This window comes from Desulfosoma sp., from assembly GCA_037481875.1.
GTDB lineage: Bacteria > Desulfobacterota > Syntrophobacteria > Syntrophobacterales > DSM-9756 > Desulfosoma.
This window is the reverse complement of sequence record JBBFKY010000002.1, coordinates 189,442-210,482: the sequence shown is the minus strand read 5'-3', so window position 1 is coordinate 210,482 and position 21,041 is coordinate 189,442. Positions and strand designations below refer to the sequence as shown.

19 protein-coding genes are annotated in these 21,041 nt (G+C 52.7%); 17 read left to right on the top strand and 2 right to left on the bottom strand.

Annotated features, from left to right (window positions below; genetic code table 11):
• The first annotated feature begins 172 nt into the window (after positions 1-172).
• The 11 genes from ilvB to coaD all read left to right on the top strand — a co-directional run bounded on the left by ilvB (position 173) and on the right by coaD (position 10,645).
• Positions 173-1,894: a biosynthetic-type acetolactate synthase large subunit gene (gene ilvB / locus WHS46_03770; protein ID MEJ5347790.1), complete on the top strand. Its 1,722-nt coding sequence runs from the start codon at positions 173-175 to the stop codon at positions 1,892-1,894.
• Complete coding sequence (gene ilvN / locus WHS46_03765) at positions 1,891-2,397, top strand: acetolactate synthase small subunit (protein ID MEJ5347789.1); 507 nt, start codon at positions 1,891-1,893, stop codon at positions 2,395-2,397. Before ilvB ends, ilvN begins: the two co-directional genes overlap by 4 nt.
• 23 nt (positions 2,398-2,420) lie before the next feature.
• The gene (gene ilvC / locus WHS46_03760; GenBank protein MEJ5347788.1) at positions 2,421-3,422 is read left to right on the top strand and encodes a ketol-acid reductoisomerase; all 1,002 of its coding nucleotides are present in this window, start codon (positions 2,421-2,423) and stop codon (positions 3,420-3,422) included.
• Between the two features lie 361 nt (positions 3,423-3,783).
• Positions 3,784-4,461, top strand: coding sequence for a phosphatidylserine decarboxylase family protein (locus WHS46_03755; GenBank protein MEJ5347787.1), 678 nt, complete (start codon positions 3,784-3,786; stop codon positions 4,459-4,461).
• Entirely contained in the window at positions 4,446-5,282 is an 837-nt protein-coding gene (gene pssA / locus WHS46_03750) for a CDP-diacylglycerol--serine O-phosphatidyltransferase (protein ID MEJ5347786.1), read from the top strand. Before WHS46_03755 ends, pssA begins: the two co-directional genes overlap by 16 nt.
• 24 nt (positions 5,283-5,306) lie before the next feature.
• On the top strand, positions 5,307-6,569 hold the full coding sequence (gene leuC, locus WHS46_03745) for a 3-isopropylmalate dehydratase large subunit (GenBank protein MEJ5347785.1): 1,263 nt from the start codon (positions 5,307-5,309) through the stop codon (positions 6,567-6,569).
• A 196-nt stretch (positions 6,570-6,765) separates the two neighbouring features.
• Positions 6,766-7,305 carry a 3-isopropylmalate dehydratase small subunit gene (locus WHS46_03740; protein ID MEJ5347784.1) on the top strand — a complete coding sequence of 180 codons (540 nt, stop codon included), beginning with the start codon at positions 6,766-6,768 and terminating at the stop codon, positions 7,303-7,305.
• Between the two features lie 7 nt (positions 7,306-7,312).
• Complete coding sequence (locus WHS46_03735) at positions 7,313-8,341, top strand: aspartate-semialdehyde dehydrogenase (GenBank protein MEJ5347783.1); 1,029 nt, start codon at positions 7,313-7,315, stop codon at positions 8,339-8,341.
• 43 nt (positions 8,342-8,384) lie between these two features.
• Positions 8,385-8,987, top strand: coding sequence for a 16S rRNA (guanine(966)-N(2))-methyltransferase RsmD (rsmD, locus tag WHS46_03730; protein ID MEJ5347782.1), 603 nt, complete (start codon positions 8,385-8,387; stop codon positions 8,985-8,987).
• A gap of 141 nt (positions 8,988-9,128) precedes the next feature.
• Positions 9,129-9,692: a hypothetical protein gene (locus WHS46_03725; protein MEJ5347781.1), complete on the top strand. Its 564-nt coding sequence runs from the start codon at positions 9,129-9,131 to the stop codon at positions 9,690-9,692.
• 452 nt (positions 9,693-10,144) lie between these two features.
• On the top strand, positions 10,145-10,645 hold the full coding sequence (gene coaD, locus WHS46_03720; protein MEJ5347780.1) for a pantetheine-phosphate adenylyltransferase: 501 nt from the start codon (positions 10,145-10,147) through the stop codon (positions 10,643-10,645).
• Positions 10,646-11,421: 776 nt separating this feature from the next.
• Here the strand turns inward: coaD and WHS46_03715 are convergent.
• Positions 11,422-12,324: a lytic murein transglycosylase gene (locus WHS46_03715; GenBank protein MEJ5347779.1), complete on the bottom strand. Its 903-nt coding sequence runs from the start codon at positions 12,322-12,324 to the stop codon at positions 11,422-11,424.
• A 167-nt stretch (positions 12,325-12,491) separates the two neighbouring features.
• On the opposite strand from WHS46_03715, the gene WHS46_03710 reads away from it, so the two are divergent.
• The 5 genes from WHS46_03710 (at position 12,492) to WHS46_03690 (ending at position 17,945) form a co-directional block, all read left to right on the top strand.
• The gene (locus tag WHS46_03710; GenBank protein ID MEJ5347778.1) at positions 12,492-15,392 is read left to right on the top strand and encodes an insulinase family protein; all 2,901 of its coding nucleotides are present in this window, start codon (positions 12,492-12,494) and stop codon (positions 15,390-15,392) included.
• An 83-nt stretch (positions 15,393-15,475) separates the two neighbouring features.
• A complete protein-coding gene (locus WHS46_03705) occupies positions 15,476-15,838 on the top strand; it encodes a metalloregulator ArsR/SmtB family transcription factor (GenBank protein ID MEJ5347777.1) in 363 nt (120 codons plus the stop codon).
• Positions 15,839-16,431: 593 nt separating this feature from the next.
• The gene (locus WHS46_03700; protein MEJ5347776.1) at positions 16,432-16,671 is read left to right on the top strand and encodes a thioredoxin family protein; all 240 of its coding nucleotides are present in this window, start codon (positions 16,432-16,434) and stop codon (positions 16,669-16,671) included.
• A gap of 291 nt (positions 16,672-16,962) precedes the next feature.
• Positions 16,963-17,487, top strand: coding sequence for a (Fe-S)-binding protein (locus WHS46_03695; GenBank protein ID MEJ5347775.1), 525 nt, complete (start codon positions 16,963-16,965; stop codon positions 17,485-17,487).
• 26 nt (positions 17,488-17,513) lie between these two features.
• Positions 17,514-17,945 carry an arsenate reductase ArsC gene (locus tag WHS46_03690; GenBank protein MEJ5347774.1) on the top strand — a complete coding sequence of 144 codons (432 nt, stop codon included), beginning with the start codon at positions 17,514-17,516 and terminating at the stop codon, positions 17,943-17,945.
• A gap of 25 nt (positions 17,946-17,970) precedes the next feature.
• Here WHS46_03690 and WHS46_03685 read toward each other — a convergent pair whose 3' ends face one another.
• Positions 17,971-19,347, bottom strand: a complete 1,377-nt coding sequence (locus WHS46_03685) for a permease (protein MEJ5347773.1) — start codon at positions 19,345-19,347, stop codon at positions 17,971-17,973.
• Positions 19,348-19,660: 313 nt separating this feature from the next.
• Between WHS46_03685 and arsB the strand changes: the two genes are divergently transcribed.
• Positions 19,661-20,944 carry an ACR3 family arsenite efflux transporter gene (arsB, locus tag WHS46_03680; protein MEJ5347772.1) on the top strand — a complete coding sequence of 428 codons (1,284 nt, stop codon included), beginning with the start codon at positions 19,661-19,663 and terminating at the stop codon, positions 20,942-20,944.
• The last annotated feature ends 97 nt before the right edge of the window (positions 20,945-21,041 follow it).

Here is a 21,041-nt window from a genome sequence, read left to right as displayed (position 1 = left end):
TGGTTTGTCAATGCATGGTCGTTGACACTCTCAGGCAATTTCTCTAAAGTGACCCTTCACCCACAGGAAAAGGCTTAAGAAGAGAAGGAGTTAGCTTACATCAAACCCTCTTTGAGGGCATGCAGGCACGGTTTTGTCGCCTTTAAGCCCTCGAGGTCTCTTGAGGACGCCCATGAAACTGACAGGAGCCCAAATTTTTTTCGAGTGTTTAAAAAAGGAAGGCGTGGAAGTCATTTTCGGCTTTCCGGGGGGAGCGGTCATAGACATTTACCATGAGATGCCCAAGCATCCCAGTATTCGCCATATCCTTGTTAGGCACGAACAAGGGGCGGCCCACATGGCCGACGGGTATGCACGAGCCACGGGCAAAGTCGGAGTGTGTCTGGTAACTTCCGGACCCGGGGCTACCAACACAGTGACGGGAATCGCCACCGCGTACATGGATTCCGTGCCCATGGTGATCTTTACGGGTCAGGTCCCGACGCCGCTGATCGGAAACGACGCTTTTCAGGAAGTGGACATCGTGGGAATCACACGTCCATGCACCAAGCACAATTACCTGGTCAAAGACGTCAACGATTTGGCGCGCATTATTCGAGAAGCCTTTTATTTGGCACGTTCAGGCCGTCCCGGTCCCGTTTTGGTGGATTTACCGAAGGATGTCATTCAAGCCTCCACGGAGTTTCGTTATCCCAAAACGGTACATCTGCGCGGGTATAAGCCCACCGTAGACCCACATCAAGGCCAAATCCATAGAGCCTGGGACTTACTAAAGACGGCCAAACGACCGGTGCTTTACGCCGGAGGTGGCGTCATCATCTCCAGTGCTCATAAGGAACTCCTGCGCTTGGCTGAAATGCTTCGCGCTCCGGTGACAACAACCCTCATGGGACTTGGAGGCTTTCCGGCGGTCATCAGGACTGAAGACGGACAAAGGGCCTTGCATCCCCTGTGGCTGGGTATGTTGGGAATGCACGGAACCTTTCGAGCCAATATGGCCGTTCAAAACTGCGATGTGCTTTTTGCCATCGGAGCCCGATTCGATGATCGTGTGACAGGAAAGATTTCCGGCTTTGCTCCCAAGGCGAAGATCATTCACATTGATGTGGATCCCACCAGCATCAGCAAGAATGTGCTCGTGGACATTCCCATTGTGGGCGATTGCAAGAAGGCTTTGCAGAAATTGAATGAACTGGTGGAAAAGGAACCCATTCCCAACCTGGAAGAACTGAGGGCTCCTTGGTTGGAGCAGATCCGTCAATGGAAAGAGACGTATCCTCTGGCTTACAAGCAGGAAGGTGAAACCATCAAGCCCCAGTACGTGGTGGAAAAAATCTTCGAGCTGGCTCCGGAAGATGCCATCATAACCACCGAAGTGGGTCAAAACCAAATGTGGACGGCTCAGTATTTTCATTTCACCAAACCCCGCACACTCCTGACATCCGGCGGTTTAGGAACCATGGGCTATGGGCTTCCTGCGGCCATCGGCGCTCAGGTGGCTTTTCCGGATCGTTTGGTCATCGATGTGGCCGGCGACGGCAGCATTCAAATGAACATTCAGGAAATGATGACGGCCGTCTGTCACGAGCTGCCCGTCAAGGTGGCCATTTTAAACAACCGGTTTCTCGGCATGGTTCGTCAATGGCAAGAGTTGTTCTACAACAAAAACTACTGCGCCACGTGCCTGGACGCCTCACCGGATTTCGTCAAACTTGCCGATGCTTACGGAGCCGTGGGACTTCGAGCCACCAAGCCTGAAGAAGTGGAGCCGGTTCTGAGAGAAGCTTTCTCTACAAAGCGGCCGGTGATCATGGATTTTTGGGTGAATCCGGAAGAGGGCGTTTATCCCATGGTGCCTGCCGGCAAAGAAATTTCGGAGATGTTACTGGTATGAGCATGACACGACAAAACGGCTTAAGGCATACTATAGGCGTGCTGGTGGAAAACCAGCCCGGAGTGCTGTCCCGAGTGGCGGGGCTTTTTAGCGGCCGAGGGTTTAACATTGAATCCTTGACGGTGGCCGAGACCAACGAGCCGGGTCTGTCCCGCATCACCTTGGTGACGACGGGTGATCAGCACATTCTCGAGCAAATTATCAAACAGCTTAACAAACTCATCAATGTGATCAAGGTTTATGATTTTCGAGACACAGAGTTTGTGGAGCGCGAGATGGCTCTGATCAAGGTGCGCGCCGAGCAGCACACGCGCGCCGAAGTGCTTCGTATTGTGGACATCTTTCGAGCCAAGGTCGTGGATGTGAGCCCGCATTTTTACACCATCGAGGTGACGGGCGATGATGGTAAGATCCAGGCGATTCTGGAGCTTCTCGGGCAAATCGGCATTGTGGAAGTAGCGCGAACGGGCAAGGCGGCGCTGGCTCGAGCTAAGAAACACTGACCTTTGAGGAAGGAGGGGCTTTCATGCGGATTTTCTATGAAGCGGATGCCGATGCACGGTTTCTTCAAGGAAAAACGGTAGCCGTGATCGGCTACGGCAGTCAGGGACATGCTCAAGCGCAAAATCTTCGAGACAGCGGCATTACTGTCATCGTGGCACAGCGCCCGGGGTCGGCCAATTACGAAAAGGCGGTGGAAGACGGCTTTCAGCCGGTGAGCGCTCGGGAGGCGGCGGAAAAGGCCGACGTTATTCAAATGCTGGTTCCCGATCACATTCAGGCCAAATTGTATCGAGAAGACGTGGCGCCCTTCATGACTTCAGGAAAGACGCTCCTCTTTTCGCATGGCTTTAACATTCATTTCGGACAGATTGTGCCGCCCAAGGATGTGGATGTGGTGATGGTGGCTCCCAAGGGGCCGGGGCATCTGGTACGCAGTGAATACGTTCGAGGCGCAGGGGTACCGGCTTTGGTGGCGATTCATCAAGATGCCAGCGGCCAGGCGCTGCAAACCGCCTTGGCCTACGCACGAGGTATCGGGGCCACACGAGCCGGTGTCATGGAAACGACCTTTCAGGAAGAGACGGAAACCGATCTTTTCGGCGAACAGGTGGTTTTGTGCGGTGGTGTTTCCGAACTCATCAAAGCCGGCTTTGAAACCCTTGTGGAAGCGGGCTACCAGCCGGAAATCGCCTTTTTTGAATGCATGCATGAACTGAAACTTATTGTGGACCTCATTTACCAAGGAGGTCTTTCCTATATGCGCTATTCGATCAGCGACACCGCCGAATATGGGGACTATACCCGCGGCAAGCGCATCATCACGGAAGAGACCCGCCGTGAAATGAAAAAAATTTTGCAGGAAATTCAAACAGGGGCTTTTGCTCGGGAATGGATTCTGGAAAACCAAGCGGGAACCCCCATGTTCCGTGCCATTCGTCAAAGGGAACGGGCCCATTTGGTGGAACAGGTGGGCAAGAGGCTTCGAGCCATGATGCCGTTCCTGGATGCCAAGGAATTCGCGTAACTCGTATCGGGGAACCTTTACCAGTACGGGGAGGCGACGGCTTTCCTGGTAGCTCGGGCCCGTAGCTCGCTTTTGATGCAGAAGAAAACCCGCGTTCCCAGGATAATCTTCGTTCTTGGATAGAGTGGGAAGCCTGTTGGAGAACTCGCAAGACCAAAATGTTGAGTGGTGTTTGAAGGTGGGGGCGAGGCGGCGCCTCGCCCCTACAAATTTGAAACTGTGTCTTTTCTTGAGAGCGCGTGCCTGCAGTCCGCCGTTTATGGGGGCGGGAGGCCCACGCTCCCACGGAAGTGTTCATTCTTGGACAGGCTCCTGAGCCATGTGTTGCGGTGAGGACCAGAAGTTTTTTGGGGAAAAGCTCATGAACAATCCACTACAGGATGCGGGTTTTCGACGTCTGCGAAACCACGTGCCCTTTATTCCGGAAGGCCTTCCGTATGTGCTTACGGGTGTATTTCTGACTTTCACCTTTGCGATCCTGGGTTGGGCCTTTCCGACCATTCTTTTCGCCGCAGCCACGGTGCTCATGGTCCACTTCTTTCGGGATCCCGTCAGGTGGTCCAACGCGGGACCGGGGGATGTGGTGTCCCCGGCGGATGGGCGTATCCTTTTGGTGGAAGAAGCCAAGGAACCTCGTTTTACGGGACAACCATGTTGGAAAATAAGCATCTTCATGAATGTGTTTGACGTGCATGTCAATCGAGCGCCCGTATCCGGCCGCATTGTCGACATCTTTTACCAAAAAGGAAGGTTTTTGGCGGCGGACAAGGCCAAGGCGAGCCTGGAAAACGAACAGAACTGGTTGCATCTGGAAGCTGAAGCCGGAACATGGGTGGTGGTGACCCAGGTGGCGGGCCTCATTGCCCGACGCATTGTCTGTTGGCCCCAAGTGGGTGATACTGTGTGCCGAGGGGAGCGGTTCGGAATGATTCGGTTCGGCTCCCGTTTAGACCTTTATATTCCTAGAGCTGGCGAAGTTTTGGTCCGAAAGGGTCAAAAGGTTTTCGCCGGGGAGACCATTCTATGTCGAATCCCGTAGACCGATTTTACGCAAAACGGCGGAAAAAACGCCGATGGTCCCAAGACGGTCAAGCCGGCCCGGTGACCTACGTGCTGCCGAACCTCTTTACCACTGGTAACCTCTTTGCGGGTTTTTACGGCATTGTCAGCAGTATCAACGGGCATTACGACAATGCGGCCATTGCTATTCTCGTTTCCTGCGTCTTCGACATTCTGGATGGAAAAATCGCTCGGCTGACCAAAGCCACAAGCCGCTTCGGCCTCGAGTATGATTCCCTGGCGGATCTTGTAGCTTTCGGGGTTGGTCCGGGGCTTTTGATGTACCTGTGGGCCTTAAAGCCTTTTGGGCGTCTGGGATGGCTCGCTGCTTTTCTTTTTGTGGCCTGCGGCGCTTTGCGACTGGCTCGTTTCAACGTGCAGGCAGGAAACGGAAGCAAGAAATACTTTACAGGGTTGCCGATTCCCGGAGCGGCCTGCATGGTAGCGACCACCGTGTTGTTTCTCTTCAAAATCAAGGGAACGGATTTCAGTCCAGTTCATGCCATCTTCCTTTTGGAAACCTTTGTTTTGGGATTCCTCATGGTCAGTAGTATTCCCTTTGACAGCTTCAAGGAATTGGAAGTGGTCAAAGGCAGGCCGGTTCCCGTGCTTTTCGTTTTGGTGCTCCTGGTCACCGTGGTGGCGGCTCAACCGAGTTTAATGCTTTTTGTTGTGTTTACCCTTTATGTGCTTTCAGGACCGGTACGGTATGTTTTTCGTAAAGTCAAACGAGTGAAAACGCTGGAAGACGGCTCCTCACCGTGCGAAGTCCCGAAAGAAAACGGATCTTCGGCCAGTTGAACCTTGAGTGGAAGGAACGATTCCATGCCCATGACTCTTGCGGAAAAGATTCTCGCTGCCCATACGAGCCGATCGGAAGTCCATCCAGGTGAACTGTTGGAAGTGCCCGTGGATTTTTGTTTCGGCAACGACATCACGGCCCCCATTGCCATCAAGGCTTTTCGCGATGCCAGCGCCAAAAAAGTCTTCGACCCTCAAAGAATCGCCCTCATTCCCGATCATTTCACACCAAACAAAGACATCGCTTCCGCCATGCAGGTAAAAATGCTTCGGGATTTTGCGAGGGAATTCGGTCTCGTTCACTACTTCGATGTGGGGCGTATGGGTGTTGAACATGCCCTGCTTCCTGAAATGGGGCTTGTGCTTCCTGGGGATGTCATCATCGGAGCTGACAGCCATACCTGTACCTATGGAGCCTTGGGAGCTTTTGCCACGGGCGTCGGCAGTACGGATTTGGCGGCGGCCATGATCACGGGAACCACGTGGTTTCGAGTTCCAGCCAGCATGAAACTGGTCTATCACGGCCAACTTAAGCCCTGGGTTGGAGGCAAGGATCTGATTCTCTACACCATCGGGCAGATCGGCGTGGATGGAGCCCGTTACATGGCCATGGAATTCACTGGACCGGTGATTGAACGTTTAGGCATGAGTCATCGAATGACCATGGCCAATATGGCCATTGAAGCAGGCGCCAAGGTGGGTCTTATCGCTCCTGATGATATCACGAGGGAATACGTTCAACCTCGAGCCCAAAGGCCCTACAGGTTTTTTGCATCCGACCCAGACGCACACTATGAGATTGTTCATGAATGGGATGTTTCTACTTTGGATCCCGTGGTGGCGTGTCCCCATCTTCCTGAAAACGTGAAACCGGTGACTGAACTTTCCACTGTTTCCATCGACCAGGTGGTGATCGGCAGCTGCACCAACGGCCGCCTTGAAGATCTTCGAGAGGCCGCCTCGGTGTTTAAGGGCCGAAAGGTTCACCCTTCGGTTCGATGTCTTATCATTCCGGCCACCCAGAGGATTTATCAAGAAGCTCTCAAAGAGGGGCTGATCGAGATCTTTTTGGAAGCGGAAGCCGCCGTTAGCACGCCCACTTGTGGGCCCTGCCTTGGAGGGCACATGGGGATTCTGGCCGCCGGAGAGAAAGCCGTGGCTACCACGAACCGAAACTTTGTGGGCCGCATGGGACATCCGGAAAGTGAAGTCTATTTAAGTTCTCCGGCGGTAGCGGCGGCATCGGCTGTTTTGGGTCGGATCGCCCATCCGGAAGAGGTGCGCTGAAGGAAACGCGGGACAAGAGCCCGCGGGTAGGGGAGTTCGAGGAGCTTGTTCGAAAATGAATGGCTCCCCGGGAGCGTGGGCTTCTCGACCGCGCTATAAACCATGGGTCCATTGTGGAACAAGGGAATCGAGAAGCACTCTGAAGTGACGGCTTTTTGCTGCGCAAAGAGAAACTTTGAGAAGCGTGGAGCACGTTATGATGTGTGTAAGTGAATGCGGGAACGGAAAGACCAAGATCAAAGGGCGCGTGTGGATTTTCGGCGACGATGTGGACACAGACGCCATCATACCGGCTCGATACCTAAATACGTCCGATCCCTTGGAACTGGCCAAACACTGTATGGAGGACGCAGACCCTCTGTTTCCTTCCAAGGTTCAGCCCGGCGATATGCTTCTTGCGGGTAAAAACTTCGGGTGCGGCTCTTCAAGGGAACATGCTCCTATTGCCCTGAAAGCTGCCGGTGTGGCTTGTGTCATTGCCGTCAATTTCGCCCGCATCTTTTATCGAAATGCTTTCAATATGGGCCTTCCCATTCTGGAATGCCCCGAAGCGGTGCGAGAAGCTCGAGAGGAAGATGTGTTTACGGTGTGCTTGGAAACGGGCGAAATCTGCAATGAAAGTCTAGCTCGAACCTACCGAGCGGCACCGGTTCCGTCTTTTATGATCGAATTACTGCGATCCGGAGGCTTGATGGCTTACGTAAAAAAACGTTACTTGTCGGAATCCAGGAGCTAAATGGAAAATGAGTGACCAGGGTTATCGTGTGGCTGTGGTCGGCGCTACGGGCGCCGTGGGAACCATGATGATCAAAGTGCTGGAGGAACGTGGCTTCCCGGTCACGACCCTCAAGGCCTTGGCGTCGTCGAGGTCGGCTGGAAAAAAGGTGCCGTTCCGCGACAAACTCATTCCAGTGGAAGAGCTTACCGAGCGATCCTTTGACGGCGTGCAATTGGCTTTGTTTTCCGCGGGAGCTTCCGTGAGCCGCCGTTTTGCTCCCTTGGCAGCTCAGGCGGGATGTGTGGTCGTGGATAACTCCAGTGCTTTTCGCATGGATCCTAACATTCCCTTGGTTGTCCCCGAAGTGAACCCTCATGCGCTTCAAGAACATCGAGGGATTATCGCCAATCCCAATTGCTCCACAATCCAAATGGTCGTGGCTCTGAAACCCATTCACGATGCTGCAAAGATTAAAAGAATTGTGGTCACCACTTTTCAGGCGGTTTCAGGAACAGGCCAAAAGGCTGTGTTTGAATTGGAAGCTCAAGTCCAAGCACTGCTTCATAACCAGCCTTTGCCTCGAGCTGTCTATCCGCACCAGATCGCTTTCAATTGCTTGCCCCATATCGGCGCCTTTGTGGATACGGGATATACCGAAGAAGAAATGAAGATGGTCAATGAGACTCGAAAGATCTTCGAGGATCCCAGTATTCAGGTGTGTGCGACGACGGTGCGAGTGCCGGTTTATTATGGGCATAGCGAATCGGTGGCGGCGGAAACCCATCGGCCGCTCAGTGTTGAGGAAGCTCGGTCGCTCCTGGAAAAAGCAAAGGGTGTGATCGTGGTGGATGATCCAGCGCAGAACAAATATCCCATGCCCCTCGAAGCGGCCGGAAGGGATGAAACCTTTGTGGGACGTCTTCGAAAAGACATCTCCGTGGAAAACGGTCTCGTGATGTGGATCGTTGCAGACAATATTCGCAAAGGAGCCGCCACGAACGCCGTTCAGATTGCGGAGATTTTGGTCAGGGAAGGTCTGTTGCGCGTCCCGTAAAAGACTGCCGACGTCCTAGGAATGAAACGAGCCCATTCGGCCCATGCGCATTATTGCCGGACGTTTTCGCGGAAGACCCTTAATCTCTCCCAAATCTTTGGCTGTGCGCCCGACGACCGACCGTGTCCGTGAAGCACTCTTTAGTATCCTTGGCGAACGTGTCGTGGGAAGTCGGGTTCTGGACCTTTTTGCCGGGACGGGAGCCCTGGGGTTGGAAGCTCTGAGCCGAGGGGCCGCCCATGCCGTCTTTGTGGATACCAATCGAGCGTCGCTAGCCCTGCTTCGATCCAACCTGGAACGCTGCCAGGTAACCTCTTCGGAGGCCGAATGTTTGGGCTTACCTGTGGCGTCGGCCATTTCACGGCTTCAAGCCCAAGGCCGTCGTTTCGACCTCATCTTTATGGATCCTCCTTACGGGCAAGGTTGGATTTCAAAAACCCTTGCCCTTCTTGATCCCATCGCCGCCCCTGACGCCCTCATTCTTGCAGAACATCATAACAAGGAAGACGTTCCCGAGACCCTGCACCCTTGGGGCAAAGTCGACCAAAGGCGTTACGGAACCGTTTGTGTGACCTTTTATGCTCGAGGAAGCGAAGCACCAAGGGCCGATGAAGCGTCCCGCAGAGACCATGTGAAAACCCTTTGAACGCTCTTTGTGTTACTGCTCTTTGTGCCGTTTTAAATTGACGGAGTAGCTTGAAACTCATAGAATTTTCAAGTGACATTGTGATCTTTAGCACGTGCGGTCCATTGGACTAAAGGACGGATGAAATGGAAGGGGCGTAAAATGAAACAAAAAATGCTTGGATCGGCTCTTGTCCTAATTGCGGTGGCCGGATGGTTCGTGGCCGCCGAGGCTGACCATCGCGAAGACCGTGAACACAAGTTTATGCGTGCGCGCCCGGATCATGTGGCTGAACGTTACCGTGAAGACCACGGCAATGAGACGTCAGGCCGGATGGCTGCCTGGCTTTTGGCGTCGGCAAATCTTCCGGTCACGGGAACCGTATTGACACGCTGGTTTCTTCGCAAAAAAAGGACCATAGGTTCCCAAAAGAGGGCAAGAGCGCTATACACATGGTTTAAAGATCTCATGCCCTTCCACTATGTCCTCAATGCAGCGGCCATTGCTATGGCTCTCATTCACTTCAGACTTTCGTGGTGCCTATCGACAAACATTCCGGAATGGGCGATACTTTTGGTGACCTTTCTGGGAACCACGGGAATTGTGATCAAGTTTCGAATACTTCCTCATTCCATGGTGCGATGGGTTCGATCTTTTCATACGAATCCACTCGTTGTTGTGTTGGTTTTTGCGCTTTTGTTTCTCGGACACCGGTACTTGGATTAAAAACACTAAAGGTTCCATCTGCATCAGACACATACAATGAATGTTTGGAAAATTTTCTGGGGAATGGTTCTGGCGATAATGATTTATGAATTCATTGAGCATGTCATCTTTCCTTTGGTTTGGAGCTGGAAGGTGCGGCGTCGGCCGTCCCTTACCGGCGTTGAATCCTTTTTTGGGAAGCATGCCCATGTGGTTCGGTGGCATAAAACCCGTGGAGTCGTCCTGATTGATGGAGAAAGGTGGCAAGCGGAAAGTTCGGTAAGCTTTGCTCCAGGAGATTTGGTGCGTGTTACCGGGGCGCACTCCCTGATTTTGACCGTCACCTCGGCACATGACGGTCAGGAGAAGCTTTCTCGTCTTTGACTTTCATCGGTCAAGGCGCTATGTTCCATCCTTCTTTGCAAGGCGATGAAGCTGCCATGGGGCGTCTTGAGAAACTTGAAGGAGGGGACATGGACAAGCTGGCCGTGTATCCAGGTTCTTTCGATCCCATTACCAACGGACATCTGGATCTTCTCGAGCGGGCGCTGAAAATCTTCGATCGCGTGATCATTGCCGTTGCCAGCAATCCCGCCAAAAATCCCTTGTTTACCCTGGAAGAACGTATGGACATGATCCGCCGTTCCCTAGTGGACCATCCTCTTAGGCAACGTATTGATGTCGACACTTTTGACGGCCTTTTGGTCAATTACGTGGATCGTGTGGGGGCACGGGCCATTTTAAGAGGACTGAGGGCCGTGAGCGACTTCGAGTACGAGTTTCAAATGGCCCTTATGAACCGAAAATTAAACAACAACATAGAGACCCTGTACCTGATGACCGGGATGCGATGGATTTACATCAGTTCCAGGATTATCAAAGAGGTGGTGGTTTCCGGAGGAGATGTGAAAGGGCTGGTGCCCGAGGTGGTGGAAGAAAAACTTATCGAAAGATTGCGAGGCCGAAAATCGTAAAGCCTATTCAAAATTCCAGCCCATGCCGCCTGTCTTCTTAGGCGGGATTGTTGAGGGCAAAACATAGGTCAGGCCCCGAGACGTGTTGGTCATAAAGCGCGATCCCCCTCACAATCGAACATTCCTAATGTCCACCGAGCACGAAGAGCTTTTCCGCGAGCTCGTCAAACCAAGGTTTTGAATGGTCTTTAGCGTAGGGGCGAGGCGGCGCCTCGCCCCCCTGCAACTGTGCTTTTTCCTGGAGGCGCGGGCTTACGGCCCATCATTTCCGCGGGCGGGACGCCCGAGCTTTCATTCAAAAGTTCGTTCTCGGACATGTCCTAGGGAGACTCAAAGGGTGTGTCCAGCCTTGTTTTGGCTTTTTGAACGAGAACGACAACAAAGTGCGCTCCGTCCTTCGCCTCATTGGCATCTTCAATGGTGTATTCCTCTGATTGGAATAAAATCCATATCACCGTAGAGGGCAGGTTCCGGCCCCTCATTAGGCGTAGACATCGATCCATCCAAAGAGGGTGTGATGGTGGGGCAGAGACATCAGTTCACCCATACGGGGTTTGGGTTGTTATTATGGGCAGGTGGGGTCGCCTTTGAGGAGCTTGCTCGAGAGGGGGAAAGGGCGACGGTTTTTTCCGGGAGCTTGGGCTTCAACCCGTCATTTGTGCGACCGGGACGCCCGCCTTTCCAAGAAAACATAGGGGCACGGCGTGCCGTGCCCCTAACTCTCGGCCTGGAATGGCTCGTATTAAATTGTCGGACAGCTCTTGAGGTTTTTTCGCCTATGGTGTAGCTGTGCGCCCATCGCGAAGGCGTCGGGCCGCCTCTAAAATGGTTCGGGCATAAGGGCGGCTGTTGTTGTAATGAAGAATCACCTTTTCTTGATGTTCCATCGAAGCGTCGTTGGTCCAGCCATGGCTTTTAAGATACCGAGCGATGCTTGCAAATGCGTCTTCCGGGCTTTTCAGATCCACTCGACCGTCTCCGTTTCCATCGGCCCCATAGCGCAAAAGACTGGAGGGTAAAAACTGAGGCCAGCCTACGGCCGCCATATACGATCCACGCCAATGGGCCGCATCCATGGAGCCCTTTTCAATAAGGTCGACCAGTGCTCGAAGCTCATCGAGCGCCCAGGAAGCTCGTTGTTTCAGTTTGGTATGGAAGCGGTCTCGAGTCCACCGAGCACGATCCTGTTCTGAAAGCATTCCCCAAATGCGTTCCCGCTCCTCGGGATCGAACATCAACGCAAAGGTGGCCAGGGTTGTCGCCACAGGGTGCTCCCCCGTTTTTTCTCCCAGGGCGCTTTCCACCAATAAAATGGCCACGATGACGCTGGGATCCACCTGGTAGGCTGTCCCGATGCTTTTCAGCGTTTCCTCGTGAACTCGCCAAAATTGCCTGGCCTTGGCCAAAGCTGAGGGTTCCAAGAAGGCGTCGTAATTTAAAGCGGATTCTCGAATTTTCATGGAAAGTGCTACGTTTCTGTAAGCGGGGCTTTCCATCGAAGAAAACAACAAAGAAAGAGCCGTCTGTGAGCAACCTTCAGCCTCCAAAATCTTCTGCACTCGATCAAAGGGTTCCTCCGCAAGCACACCTGAAGGACTTAGGCACAAAAAGCAGGAGAAAGCGAAAGCCAGCACCAGTATCCACAACAACAGGTGGGATCTGAAGCGGTGCGCGAACACTCAAAGCCTCCTTTCGACAAAACGCTTTTCTTTGCCGCCATCCATGATTAGGCTTCTTTTCTACCAGGAATTGTGTTTCAAACAAAGTCTTATGGCACATGAAACCCGCAAAAGGCGGGTAAGATTCTGTCCGGCGGGACACGTTCAAGAAACCAAGGAGGTTCTGAATGAGACACCAAAATCAATTTCAATTGGTTCGAGAAGAGTTCCTGCACGAAACACAAACGACCGCAAAAATCTACACTCATGTTCCCACGGGGGCTCGCATTCTCTCCATGGAAAATGATGACGAAAACAAGGTGTTCGGTGTCACCTTTCGAACACCTCCCAAAGATGCCTCGGGGCTTCCCCATATTCTCGAACATTCCGTGCTGTGCGGATCCCGCAAATATCCGGTGAAGGAACCCTTTGTGGAACTTCTCAAAGGATCTCTGCAAACCTTTCTCAACGCTTTCACCTATCCGGACAAAACCTGTTATCCCGTAGCAAGCCAGAACCTTCAGGATTTCTATAACCTCATTGACGTCTATTTAGACGCTGTCTTTTATCCGCTGATATCCCCATGGATTTTCAAACAAGAAGGCTGGCATTACGAACTGGAAGATCCCCAAAGCCCCCTCCGCTACAAAGGGGTCGTCTACAATGAAATGCGCGGGGCTTATTCATCCCCGGATCGATTGGTGGTGGAATATAGTCAACAGAGCCTCTTTCCCGACACCCCTTACGGGCTGGATTCGGGCGGGAATCCTCAGGCCATTCCAACCCTTACCTACGAACAGTTCAAAGCCTTTCATCAAACATATTATCACCCGTCCAACGCTTGGTTTTACTTTTACGGCAATGACGATCCGGATCGTCGTCTCATTATCCTGCAGGATCTGCTCAAAGATTTTCACCCCAAAGTCGTGGACAGCCACATTCCTCTGCAACCCCGTTTTTCGAAACCGAAGCACGTGCGCAAAACCTACGCGGTGGGGAAAGACCAACCGCCTAAAGCCATGGTAACCGTCAATTGGCTTCTGGTTCCCACAGAACCGGCGGAAACCAATTTGGCCCTGCACATCCTGGAATACATTCTTCTCGGCATGCCTGGATCCCCGTTGCGCCGGGCCTTGATTGAATCAGGGCTAGGGGAAGATCTCGCCGGGGTGGGACTTGAAGGCGAATTGCGCCAGATGATGTTTTCCACTGGACTCAAAGGGGTGGCGCCACAGAACCTGGAAAAGGTGGAACCCCTTGTTCTCCAAGTGCTTACGGATCTGTTCGAGAAAGGGATTCCAAAGGAAACCGTAGAAGCAGCTCTGAACACTTTGGAATTTCGATTGCGCGAAAACAACACGGGCTCTTACCCAAGAGGACTGGCCCTCATGCTTCGATCTCTCACCACCTGGCTCTACGACGGTGACCCGTTGGCGCTGCTGGCCTTTGAAACACCCTTGAACCTCGTGAAAGAGAAAGCTCTGAGCGGCACAGGGTACTTGGAAGATCTTCTGGCCCGATACTGGGTGCAGAATCCTCATCGGACCACCCTCTTTTTGGAGCCGGATGAAACATTGGAAGAACGTCAAAGGGCTGAAGAATCTCGAAAACTGGCCGCCATCAAAGCATCCATGAGTGCGGAAGAGTTGCAACGGATCGTGGAAGAGACCAAGACTTTGAAAAAACTTCAGGAAACCCCGGATCCTCGGGAAGCTTTGGCCAAGATCCCTCGACTGCGCTTGGAAGATCTGGAAAGGGAAAACAAAAAAATTCCTTCCGAGGAACAACTCCTGGCCCAAGTGCCGGTACTCACCCATGATCTTTTTACCAATGGCATTTTCTACTTGGATCTCGCTTTTGATGTCAAAGCTGTGCCAGCAGAATATTTGGGCTATGTGCCTCTTCTGGGTCGAGCCCTTTTGGAAATGGGGACGAGCAAGGAAGACTATGTCACCCTGAATGAACGTATCAGCCGTAAAACGGGAGGGATTGGAGTTCAAACCAGCAGCGGGGCATGTGCCGACGGAGAAAGCGTGGGAAGTTGGCTTTTGATTCGAGGCAAGGCTCTCCTACGCCAGGTGCCGGATCTGTACGCCATCGTTCATGACCTCGTGTGCGAAGTGCAGCTGAACAACAGAGAAAGATTCCGACAAATCGTTCTGGAATCCAAAGCCAGACGTGAAGCGAACCTCATTCCGGAAGGCCATCGCTTTGCGGCGCGAAGAGTCAGGGCCCCTTTACACACAGCCCATTGGGTTGAAGAGAACATGAAAGGCATCGAAGCCTTGTTCTTTTTGAGAAGGCTTTGCGAAAGGGTGGAACGGGACTGGGAAGGGGTTTTGGCTGAACTGGAATACGTCCGTCAATTGATCCTCTCTTCAAAAAACCTTCGAGCCAACGTCACCGTGGATGCATCCTCTTGGAAAGAGCTCGCCTCAGGTTTGGAAGAACTTCTGGCGAGTTTTCCTTCCCATGAGACCAAGGCTGCTGCCTGGCATGTGCAGGACCTGCCTTCCAAGGAAGGCTTTACCGGACCTCTGCGTGTCAACTACGTGGCCAAAGGTGTCAGCTTACGAGAGGCAGGATTTCGGTTTCGAGGATCGGCCTTGGTGGTCAGCCATTACCTGCGTACCGCTTACCTTTGGGACCGGATCCGTGTTCAGGGAGGCGCCTATGGAGCCTTCAGTCAATTGGATAGATTTTCCGGTGACTTGACTCTGGTTTCCTACAGGGATCCCAACGTGGACAGAACTTTGAAAACCTACGACCAATGTGCCGAATTTTTAAGAACCATCGATCTTCACCAGGACGAACTCACCAAAGCCATCATCGGGGTCATTGGAGACCTGGATCGACACTTGTTGCCCGATGCCAAGGGATTGACGGCTTTTATGAGGTATCTTGCCGGGGATGATGAAGCATCCCGACAACGCATGCGCGAGGAAGTGCTGGCTACCACACCGGAAGACTTTCATTCCTTCGGCGAAGTGCTGGCTGAAGTGCGTCACACAGGCCGCGTGGTGGTGCTGGGCTCTTCGGAATCCTTACAAAACATCGATACTGCTTTTCATATCACACCGGTGCTCTGAAAGCCCGTTGCACAAGAATCCCTTGACAGGATTCTTCATTCGGTATATTGCCATATCGGCATGTGTAAAAAGAGGGGTTGCGCATGAGGGACTTTATTCGAGTCATGAAGGCCCTTTCAGACCCTAATCGAGTCAAGATTCTCAAGATGCTCAATCGTCGGGAATTGTGTGTCTGCGAAATTCAAGCTGCACTTGGATTGGCGCAGCCTACCGTTTCCAAGCACCTCAAGATCCTCGAAGATGCAGGGCTTGTGGAAAAAAGAAAAGACGGCCTCTGGGTCAATTATCGGCCTGCCGACGGACACAGCAGCCCTTATGCCGCCACGCTTCTCGGAAGCCTCAAGCATTGGCTTAACGAGGATCCCGAAATTCAGGCGCTTTTACGCAAAGTTCCCCATCTGGATCGTGAAGCCATTTGCTCCCGACAAGGAACAGGGGCCCAATGAAGTCTATAAGGCGGCTTCGTATAGGGGGACAGGGGGTGGGCTTGGTCGGTCTTGATGAGGCTCTCTAGGAACTGGCTGAATCCTTTGCAGGTCGCCCTTTCGACAGGTTCAAGAAACATTGCTGCAGAGACTGGCGCAAGACTACTCAATCCCTTTGGGGGCCCGAAAGGCCTATGCGGAGGCTTTGTTTCGAGAATGGCAGCGGTTTGTGGGGCAGCTTGTAAAGGAAGACCCGATGGCGGAAACCCCATCGTTCTCGTAGTGGGGCCTGGATGCGCTCAGTATGATGCTTTGGAAAAGACGGTGATGTAAATCCTGAGTGAGGAAAAGCTTTCCGTCAACGTGCATCTCGTTCGGGATCCTGTGGCCATAGGAGAAATGGGAATTCAGAGCGTCCCTGGTTTGGTGGTGAAGGGTCGGGTGTTGTTTTGCGGGCGCATTCCCATGAGACCGCAATTGAAAAAGAGGCTGCTGCAGGCTCTTAAGGAAGCTGGAGACTTTACTTGAAGTCCTGCTTTTTCGGTGCGGCTTTTTTCTTGAACGAGTCTCAAGAACGGCGGGAGGCGAAGGCGGGGCGTGTGAGGAGGTGACGCATGGAGATTAAAGTCCTTGGGCCTGGTTGCAAGAAATGTCAGCAGACGGAAGCCGTGGTCAAAGAAGCTGTGGCCGAATCCGGTGTGCAGGCGGCCGTTGCGCATGTCACCGATGCCATGGAAATCGCTGGCTATGGGGTTTTCGGCACGCCGGCTGTCGTCATCAACGGCGAAGTGAAATCCGTGGGCAAGATCCCGAAAAAAGAGGAGGTCTTGGCGTGGATTCAGGCGGCTTCTTGAAGAACACACCGAAGTGCCTTTGAAGGCCTATGGGGTCCTCACGGATCTGGGAATCGAAAAGAAAAAGAATTTTCACCTCGAACGGGAAACCCAAAACTCAAGGCGGCCGTCGGGGAGGCCTGTAAACGTCTTTCACCAGACGCCCTTTTTCAGGCCTGCATGCTGCGGTTGACTTCCGCTTTTTCGTGCTGCGTTATGAATTTTTTGGGAAACGGCCTGAAAGGTTCCCTTCTAGTGCCTTTCAAGGAGCCGTTTCCACCTGGCGGGTGCCTGGAACCAAGGAGGTGCCTTATGCTACTTCGAAGCTACCGCAAAGAAATCTTTCGTCCCGAATGCAATCCAAGCTTTCAGTCGCTTCATTGCATCGCGCATTTGGATCAGGACGTGGGGAAAGTGATTCCGTACCTCAACGCCGTCTTAGGAGGATCCCAATTTACGCGAGAACCTCCGTCCGTGACCTTCAAGGCGCATGGCAAGCTCATTACCGTCCACCCTCGAGAAATCGCCATCAACGCCATCAAGGAACCGGAAGAAGCGGACAAGATTCTTCAATGGCTACAGGATGAGATCAACAGCATTTGGGAAAGACGATCACAACTCACTCCCAAGTATGAACCGATCAAGAAACCGCAGGTTCTTACCATTTTAAAGCACCTTCCCAAGACCAATTGTCGCGAATGCGGATATGCCACATGCACCGTTTTTGCCGTTCAGGTAGCGGAAGGAGGCCGCGGTCCTGAAGACTGTCCGCACCTGAGTTCGGAACAGCGGCATGCGCTACAAATGTACCTTGAACCCTTTGATTTCAACGAGTGAAACCAACTAAAAGCAAAGGAGGCACCGTGGCGGAACGCAAACGGATTCTGTTTTTGTGTACGGGAAATTCCTGTCGAAGTCAGATGGCGGAAGCCTGGACGCGCGTGTTGAAAGGCGACCTTTTTGAACCGTTTTCAGCGGGGCTGAATCCCCAAAGGCTGGATCCTCGAGCCGTCAAGGCCATGGAGGAAGTGGGGATCGATATTCGAGGGCAAAAACCCAAATCGTTGGATGAGCTTCCGGTCCAAAATTATGATTATGTGGTGACTCTGTGCAGCCATGCTCAGGAAGCCTGTCCTTTCTTTCCGGCCAGTGTTCGACGTATGCACGTGCCTTTTGACGATCCTCCTCTTCTGGCGGCCGGAGCCGCCACGGAAGAGGAGGCCATGGTGCCTTATCGGCGTGTTCGAGACGAAATTCGAGCCTTTGTGGAAAGCCTCAACCCGGAGCCTTCATGAAAACATTTGGCCACTGGTGAGAAGCTTAGAAATAGGCTCCAAAAACGAGACCTGCGATGGTGGACATGACGATCACAAGGGACACAAACACCGCGGTCTTCCAGGTTCCGAGAACACTTCGAATCACCAGCATGTTGGGAAGGCTCAACGCCGGGCCGGCAAGCAGCAAGGCCAAAGCGGGCCCCTTGCCCATGCCGGCTCCCATCAATCCCTGCAGAATAGGCACTTCTGTCAAGGTGGCAAAATACATGAAGGCGCCGACGACCGCGGCGAACAGATTCGCTCCCAGGGAATTGCCCCCCACAAGACCGCTGACCCATCGAGAAGGAAGGAGACCCTCATCACCGTGGGGACCACCGAGCAAAAGCCCGGCCACAAGGACTCCGCCAAAGAGAAGGGGTGTAATCTGTTTGGTGAAGTCCCATGTGGCGAGGAACCAGGTTTCGGTCTCTCCACGAGTCGTGACCAGATTTATGGTGAAAAGGACAATACCCGCCGAAAACGCGATGGAAGGTTGATGAGGAAAGACCAAGCCCAGGGCTGCCACCACAACCGCGGAAAGCACGATCTTATAGACCTTTACGTGAAACCACTGCACCAAAAGAAAGCCCAAAAGCAAGGCAAAAGCCCCGCAAATGGACCATTTGATGCTGTAGACGACGTTCCAAAAACCCACGGGCGACGTCGGTTGTCCCCATGTGGCAAAAATGAGCACCCCGACCATGGTGGCAAAGAAGAGCACATTTTGCCACAAGGGTCTTTCCACTTCCGGAGTGGGCATGTGAAGGGCCGCAACCGCCTTGGCTTTTTCCTCTTTGAGAAAGATGAGATGCATCAAAAGCCCAATGATCATACTGAAGAGGACGGCTCCCACGGCTCGGGCGATTCCCAAAGGAAGGCCAAGGATACGGGCCGTGAGCACAATGGCCAGAACGTTGATGGCCGGCCCCGAATACAAAAAGGCGATAGCGGGGCCCAGCCCGGCGCCTCGCTTCCAAATCCCGGCGAAGAGAGGAAGCACGGTACAAGAACACACGGCTAGAATGCTTCCGGAAACCGAAGCGACACCATACGCCAAGACCTTCTTGGCGCCTGCGCCCAGATATTTCATGACAGCAGCTTGAGAAACAAAGCAGGAAATAGCTCCGGCAATGAAAAAGGCCGGCACTAAACAAAGCAGGACATGCTCCTGAGCGTACCACTTGGCCAAAGTCAAAGATTCCAAAACGGCGCCTCGAAATCGCTCACTTTCCAGGGGCAGCCAAAAAAGAACAAGAAACGTGATTACTAGAACACTCAAAGGCTTCCAAATTTCCGACCATTGAATCTGACTTTCTTCCTCTTCAGGACTTTGAGCCTGTTCCAAAGAAACCTTGGTGGAGCTGAAATTGATGCGAGCCATGAAGAACCCTCCTGAGCAGACGCCATTCAAAAACCGTTGGCCGCCATGCGGTTGTATTACCATGTAGCAATGTAGACGGCTTTGTCAACCCTCTTTTGTGATCCGGAATCCTAGGATCGTTCAAACAAAAAGGGGTCTTGACAGGAAGTGGCGCTCTTTATATGAAACCTTGGTAATGTGACTTGAAAAATCCGTTCTAGAGTCGAGGAAAAAGCCGGAGGATACCGAAAGATGGCAAAAGCGAAAACGTTCGGAAACACATTCCTAGAATTAAATATACTTAAATTCTTGAGAGAAAATGGGGGCTGAGGTCATGACGGCGGGTGGCAAGATCAAAAAGGAAGGGCGGGGTCTCAGTCTTTTTGAAAAGTATCTTTCCGTCTGGGTTCTTTTGTGCATTGGGGTGGGCATTCTTTTGGGGCGGCTGGCTCCTGGCGTGGCGCGCTCCTTGGATAGGCTGGCCATCTACGTGGGGGAGGCGCCGGTGGTTTCCATTCCCATTGCTGTGTGTCTCTTTTTCATGATGTATCCCATTATGGTTAAGATTGACTTCGGCGAAGTTCTCATGGCCGGCAAGAATTTGAAGCCCGTAGGGCTGACGCTTTTCGTCAATTGGGCCGTCAAGCCTTTCACCATGTATGGCATTGCCTTGTTTTTTTTAGGTTACGTTTTTAAGGGGTTCATAGGCCCCAACGCCGTGGATTATGTCAAAATGCCCATAGGATTGAATCTACCCGTCGGGGCCGCTCATGGTGTGGGCACGGTGGTGCTTCATGAAGGTGTCAAGATGTTGGAGGTGCCCCTTTGGCGAAGCTATTTGGCGGGCTGCATTCTATTGGGAATCGCCCCGTGTACGGCCATGGTTTTGGTCTGGGGCTATCTTGCTCGAGGCAACGACGGCCATACCCTGGTGATGGTGGCCATCAATAGCCTCACCATGCTCTTTCTCTACGGCCCTTTGGGAGGCTTTCTGCTGGGGGTGGGGCGCCTTCCCGTGCCTTGGCAGGCCTTGGTGCTTTCCATCGGCATCTATGTGGCCTTGCCCTTGGTGGCCGGTTATTTGTCCCGAAAACTCATTATCAGTGCCAAGGGGGTCGAATGGTTCGAAACCAAGTTCCTTCACATCCTTACCCCCGTAACCATTATCGCTTTGCTCATCACGCTGATCTTGCTCTTTTCTTTTAAGGGTGACGTCATTGTGGGCAATCCGCTCACCATTCTCTGGATTGCCATTCCCCTTTTCATTCAAACAAATTTCATTTTTTGGGTTGCCTACGGACTGTCAAAACTCTTGAAACTTGATTATCAAGATGCGGCGCCTTCGGCCATGATCGGTGCCTCCAATCATTTTGAAGTGGCTATCGCGACGGCGACCCTTCTTTTCGGCTTGTCTTCCGGAGCAGCTCTGGCCACGGTGGTCGGTGTCTTGATCGAGGTTCCGGTGATGCTCATGTTGGTCAAGATTTGCCTGGCAACCCGGCATTGGTTCACCGATTATCTCAAAGGTATGAACCTTCACGAAGCCGTAGCGCGCCTTATGGACGACGTGGTCTGCATGCGCCGGGAATTGGAGGAGTTAAAAACCAAAATCCGCTGACAGAAAGAACCGTCAAGGTGACCTTGAGGCACTTTTAAAGGCTCTTGACTTCCGGCCTTTACGGTGCGCTTATTTTGGAACCGGCTCATCTTTTCAG

Excerpts from the sequence above, each read along its gene's own strand:
- leuC (MEJ5347785.1), top strand. The coding sequence starts at position 5,307 with ATGCCCATGACTCTTGCGGAAAAGATTCTCGCTGCCCATACGAGCCGA.
- WHS46_03735 (MEJ5347783.1), top strand. The coding sequence starts at position 7,313 with ATGAGTGACCAGGGTTATCGTGTGGCTGTGGTCGGCGCTACGGGCGCC.
- ilvN (MEJ5347789.1), top strand. The coding sequence starts at position 1,891 with ATGAGCATGACACGACAAAACGGCTTAAGGCATACTATAGGCGTGCTG.
- ilvC (MEJ5347788.1), top strand. The coding sequence starts at position 2,421 with ATGCGGATTTTCTATGAAGCGGATGCCGATGCACGGTTTCTTCAAGGA.
- WHS46_03755 (MEJ5347787.1), top strand. The coding sequence starts at position 3,784 with ATGAACAATCCACTACAGGATGCGGGTTTTCGACGTCTGCGAAACCAC.
- WHS46_03710 (MEJ5347778.1), top strand. The coding sequence starts at position 12,492 with ATGAGACACCAAAATCAATTTCAATTGGTTCGAGAAGAGTTCCTGCAC.
- pssA (MEJ5347786.1), top strand. The coding sequence starts at position 4,446 with ATGTCGAATCCCGTAGACCGATTTTACGCAAAACGGCGGAAAAAACGC.
- coaD (MEJ5347780.1), top strand. The coding sequence starts at position 10,145 with ATGGACAAGCTGGCCGTGTATCCAGGTTCTTTCGATCCCATTACCAAC.
- WHS46_03725 (MEJ5347781.1), top strand. The coding sequence starts at position 9,129 with ATGAAACAAAAAATGCTTGGATCGGCTCTTGTCCTAATTGCGGTGGCC.
- arsB (MEJ5347772.1), top strand. The coding sequence starts at position 19,661 with ATGACGGCGGGTGGCAAGATCAAAAAGGAAGGGCGGGGTCTCAGTCTT.
- WHS46_03705 (MEJ5347777.1), top strand. The coding sequence starts at position 15,476 with ATGAGGGACTTTATTCGAGTCATGAAGGCCCTTTCAGACCCTAATCGA.
- WHS46_03740 (MEJ5347784.1), top strand. The coding sequence starts at position 6,766 with ATGATGTGTGTAAGTGAATGCGGGAACGGAAAGACCAAGATCAAAGGG.
- WHS46_03700 (MEJ5347776.1), top strand. The coding sequence starts at position 16,432 with ATGGAGATTAAAGTCCTTGGGCCTGGTTGCAAGAAATGTCAGCAGACG.
- WHS46_03685 (MEJ5347773.1), bottom strand. The coding sequence starts at position 19,347 with ATGGCTCGCATCAATTTCAGCTCCACCAAGGTTTCTTTGGAACAGGCT.
- rsmD (MEJ5347782.1), top strand. The coding sequence starts at position 8,385 with ATGCGCATTATTGCCGGACGTTTTCGCGGAAGACCCTTAATCTCTCCC.
- ilvB (MEJ5347790.1), top strand. The coding sequence starts at position 173 with ATGAAACTGACAGGAGCCCAAATTTTTTTCGAGTGTTTAAAAAAGGAA.
- WHS46_03695 (MEJ5347775.1), top strand. The coding sequence starts at position 16,963 with ATGCTACTTCGAAGCTACCGCAAAGAAATCTTTCGTCCCGAATGCAAT.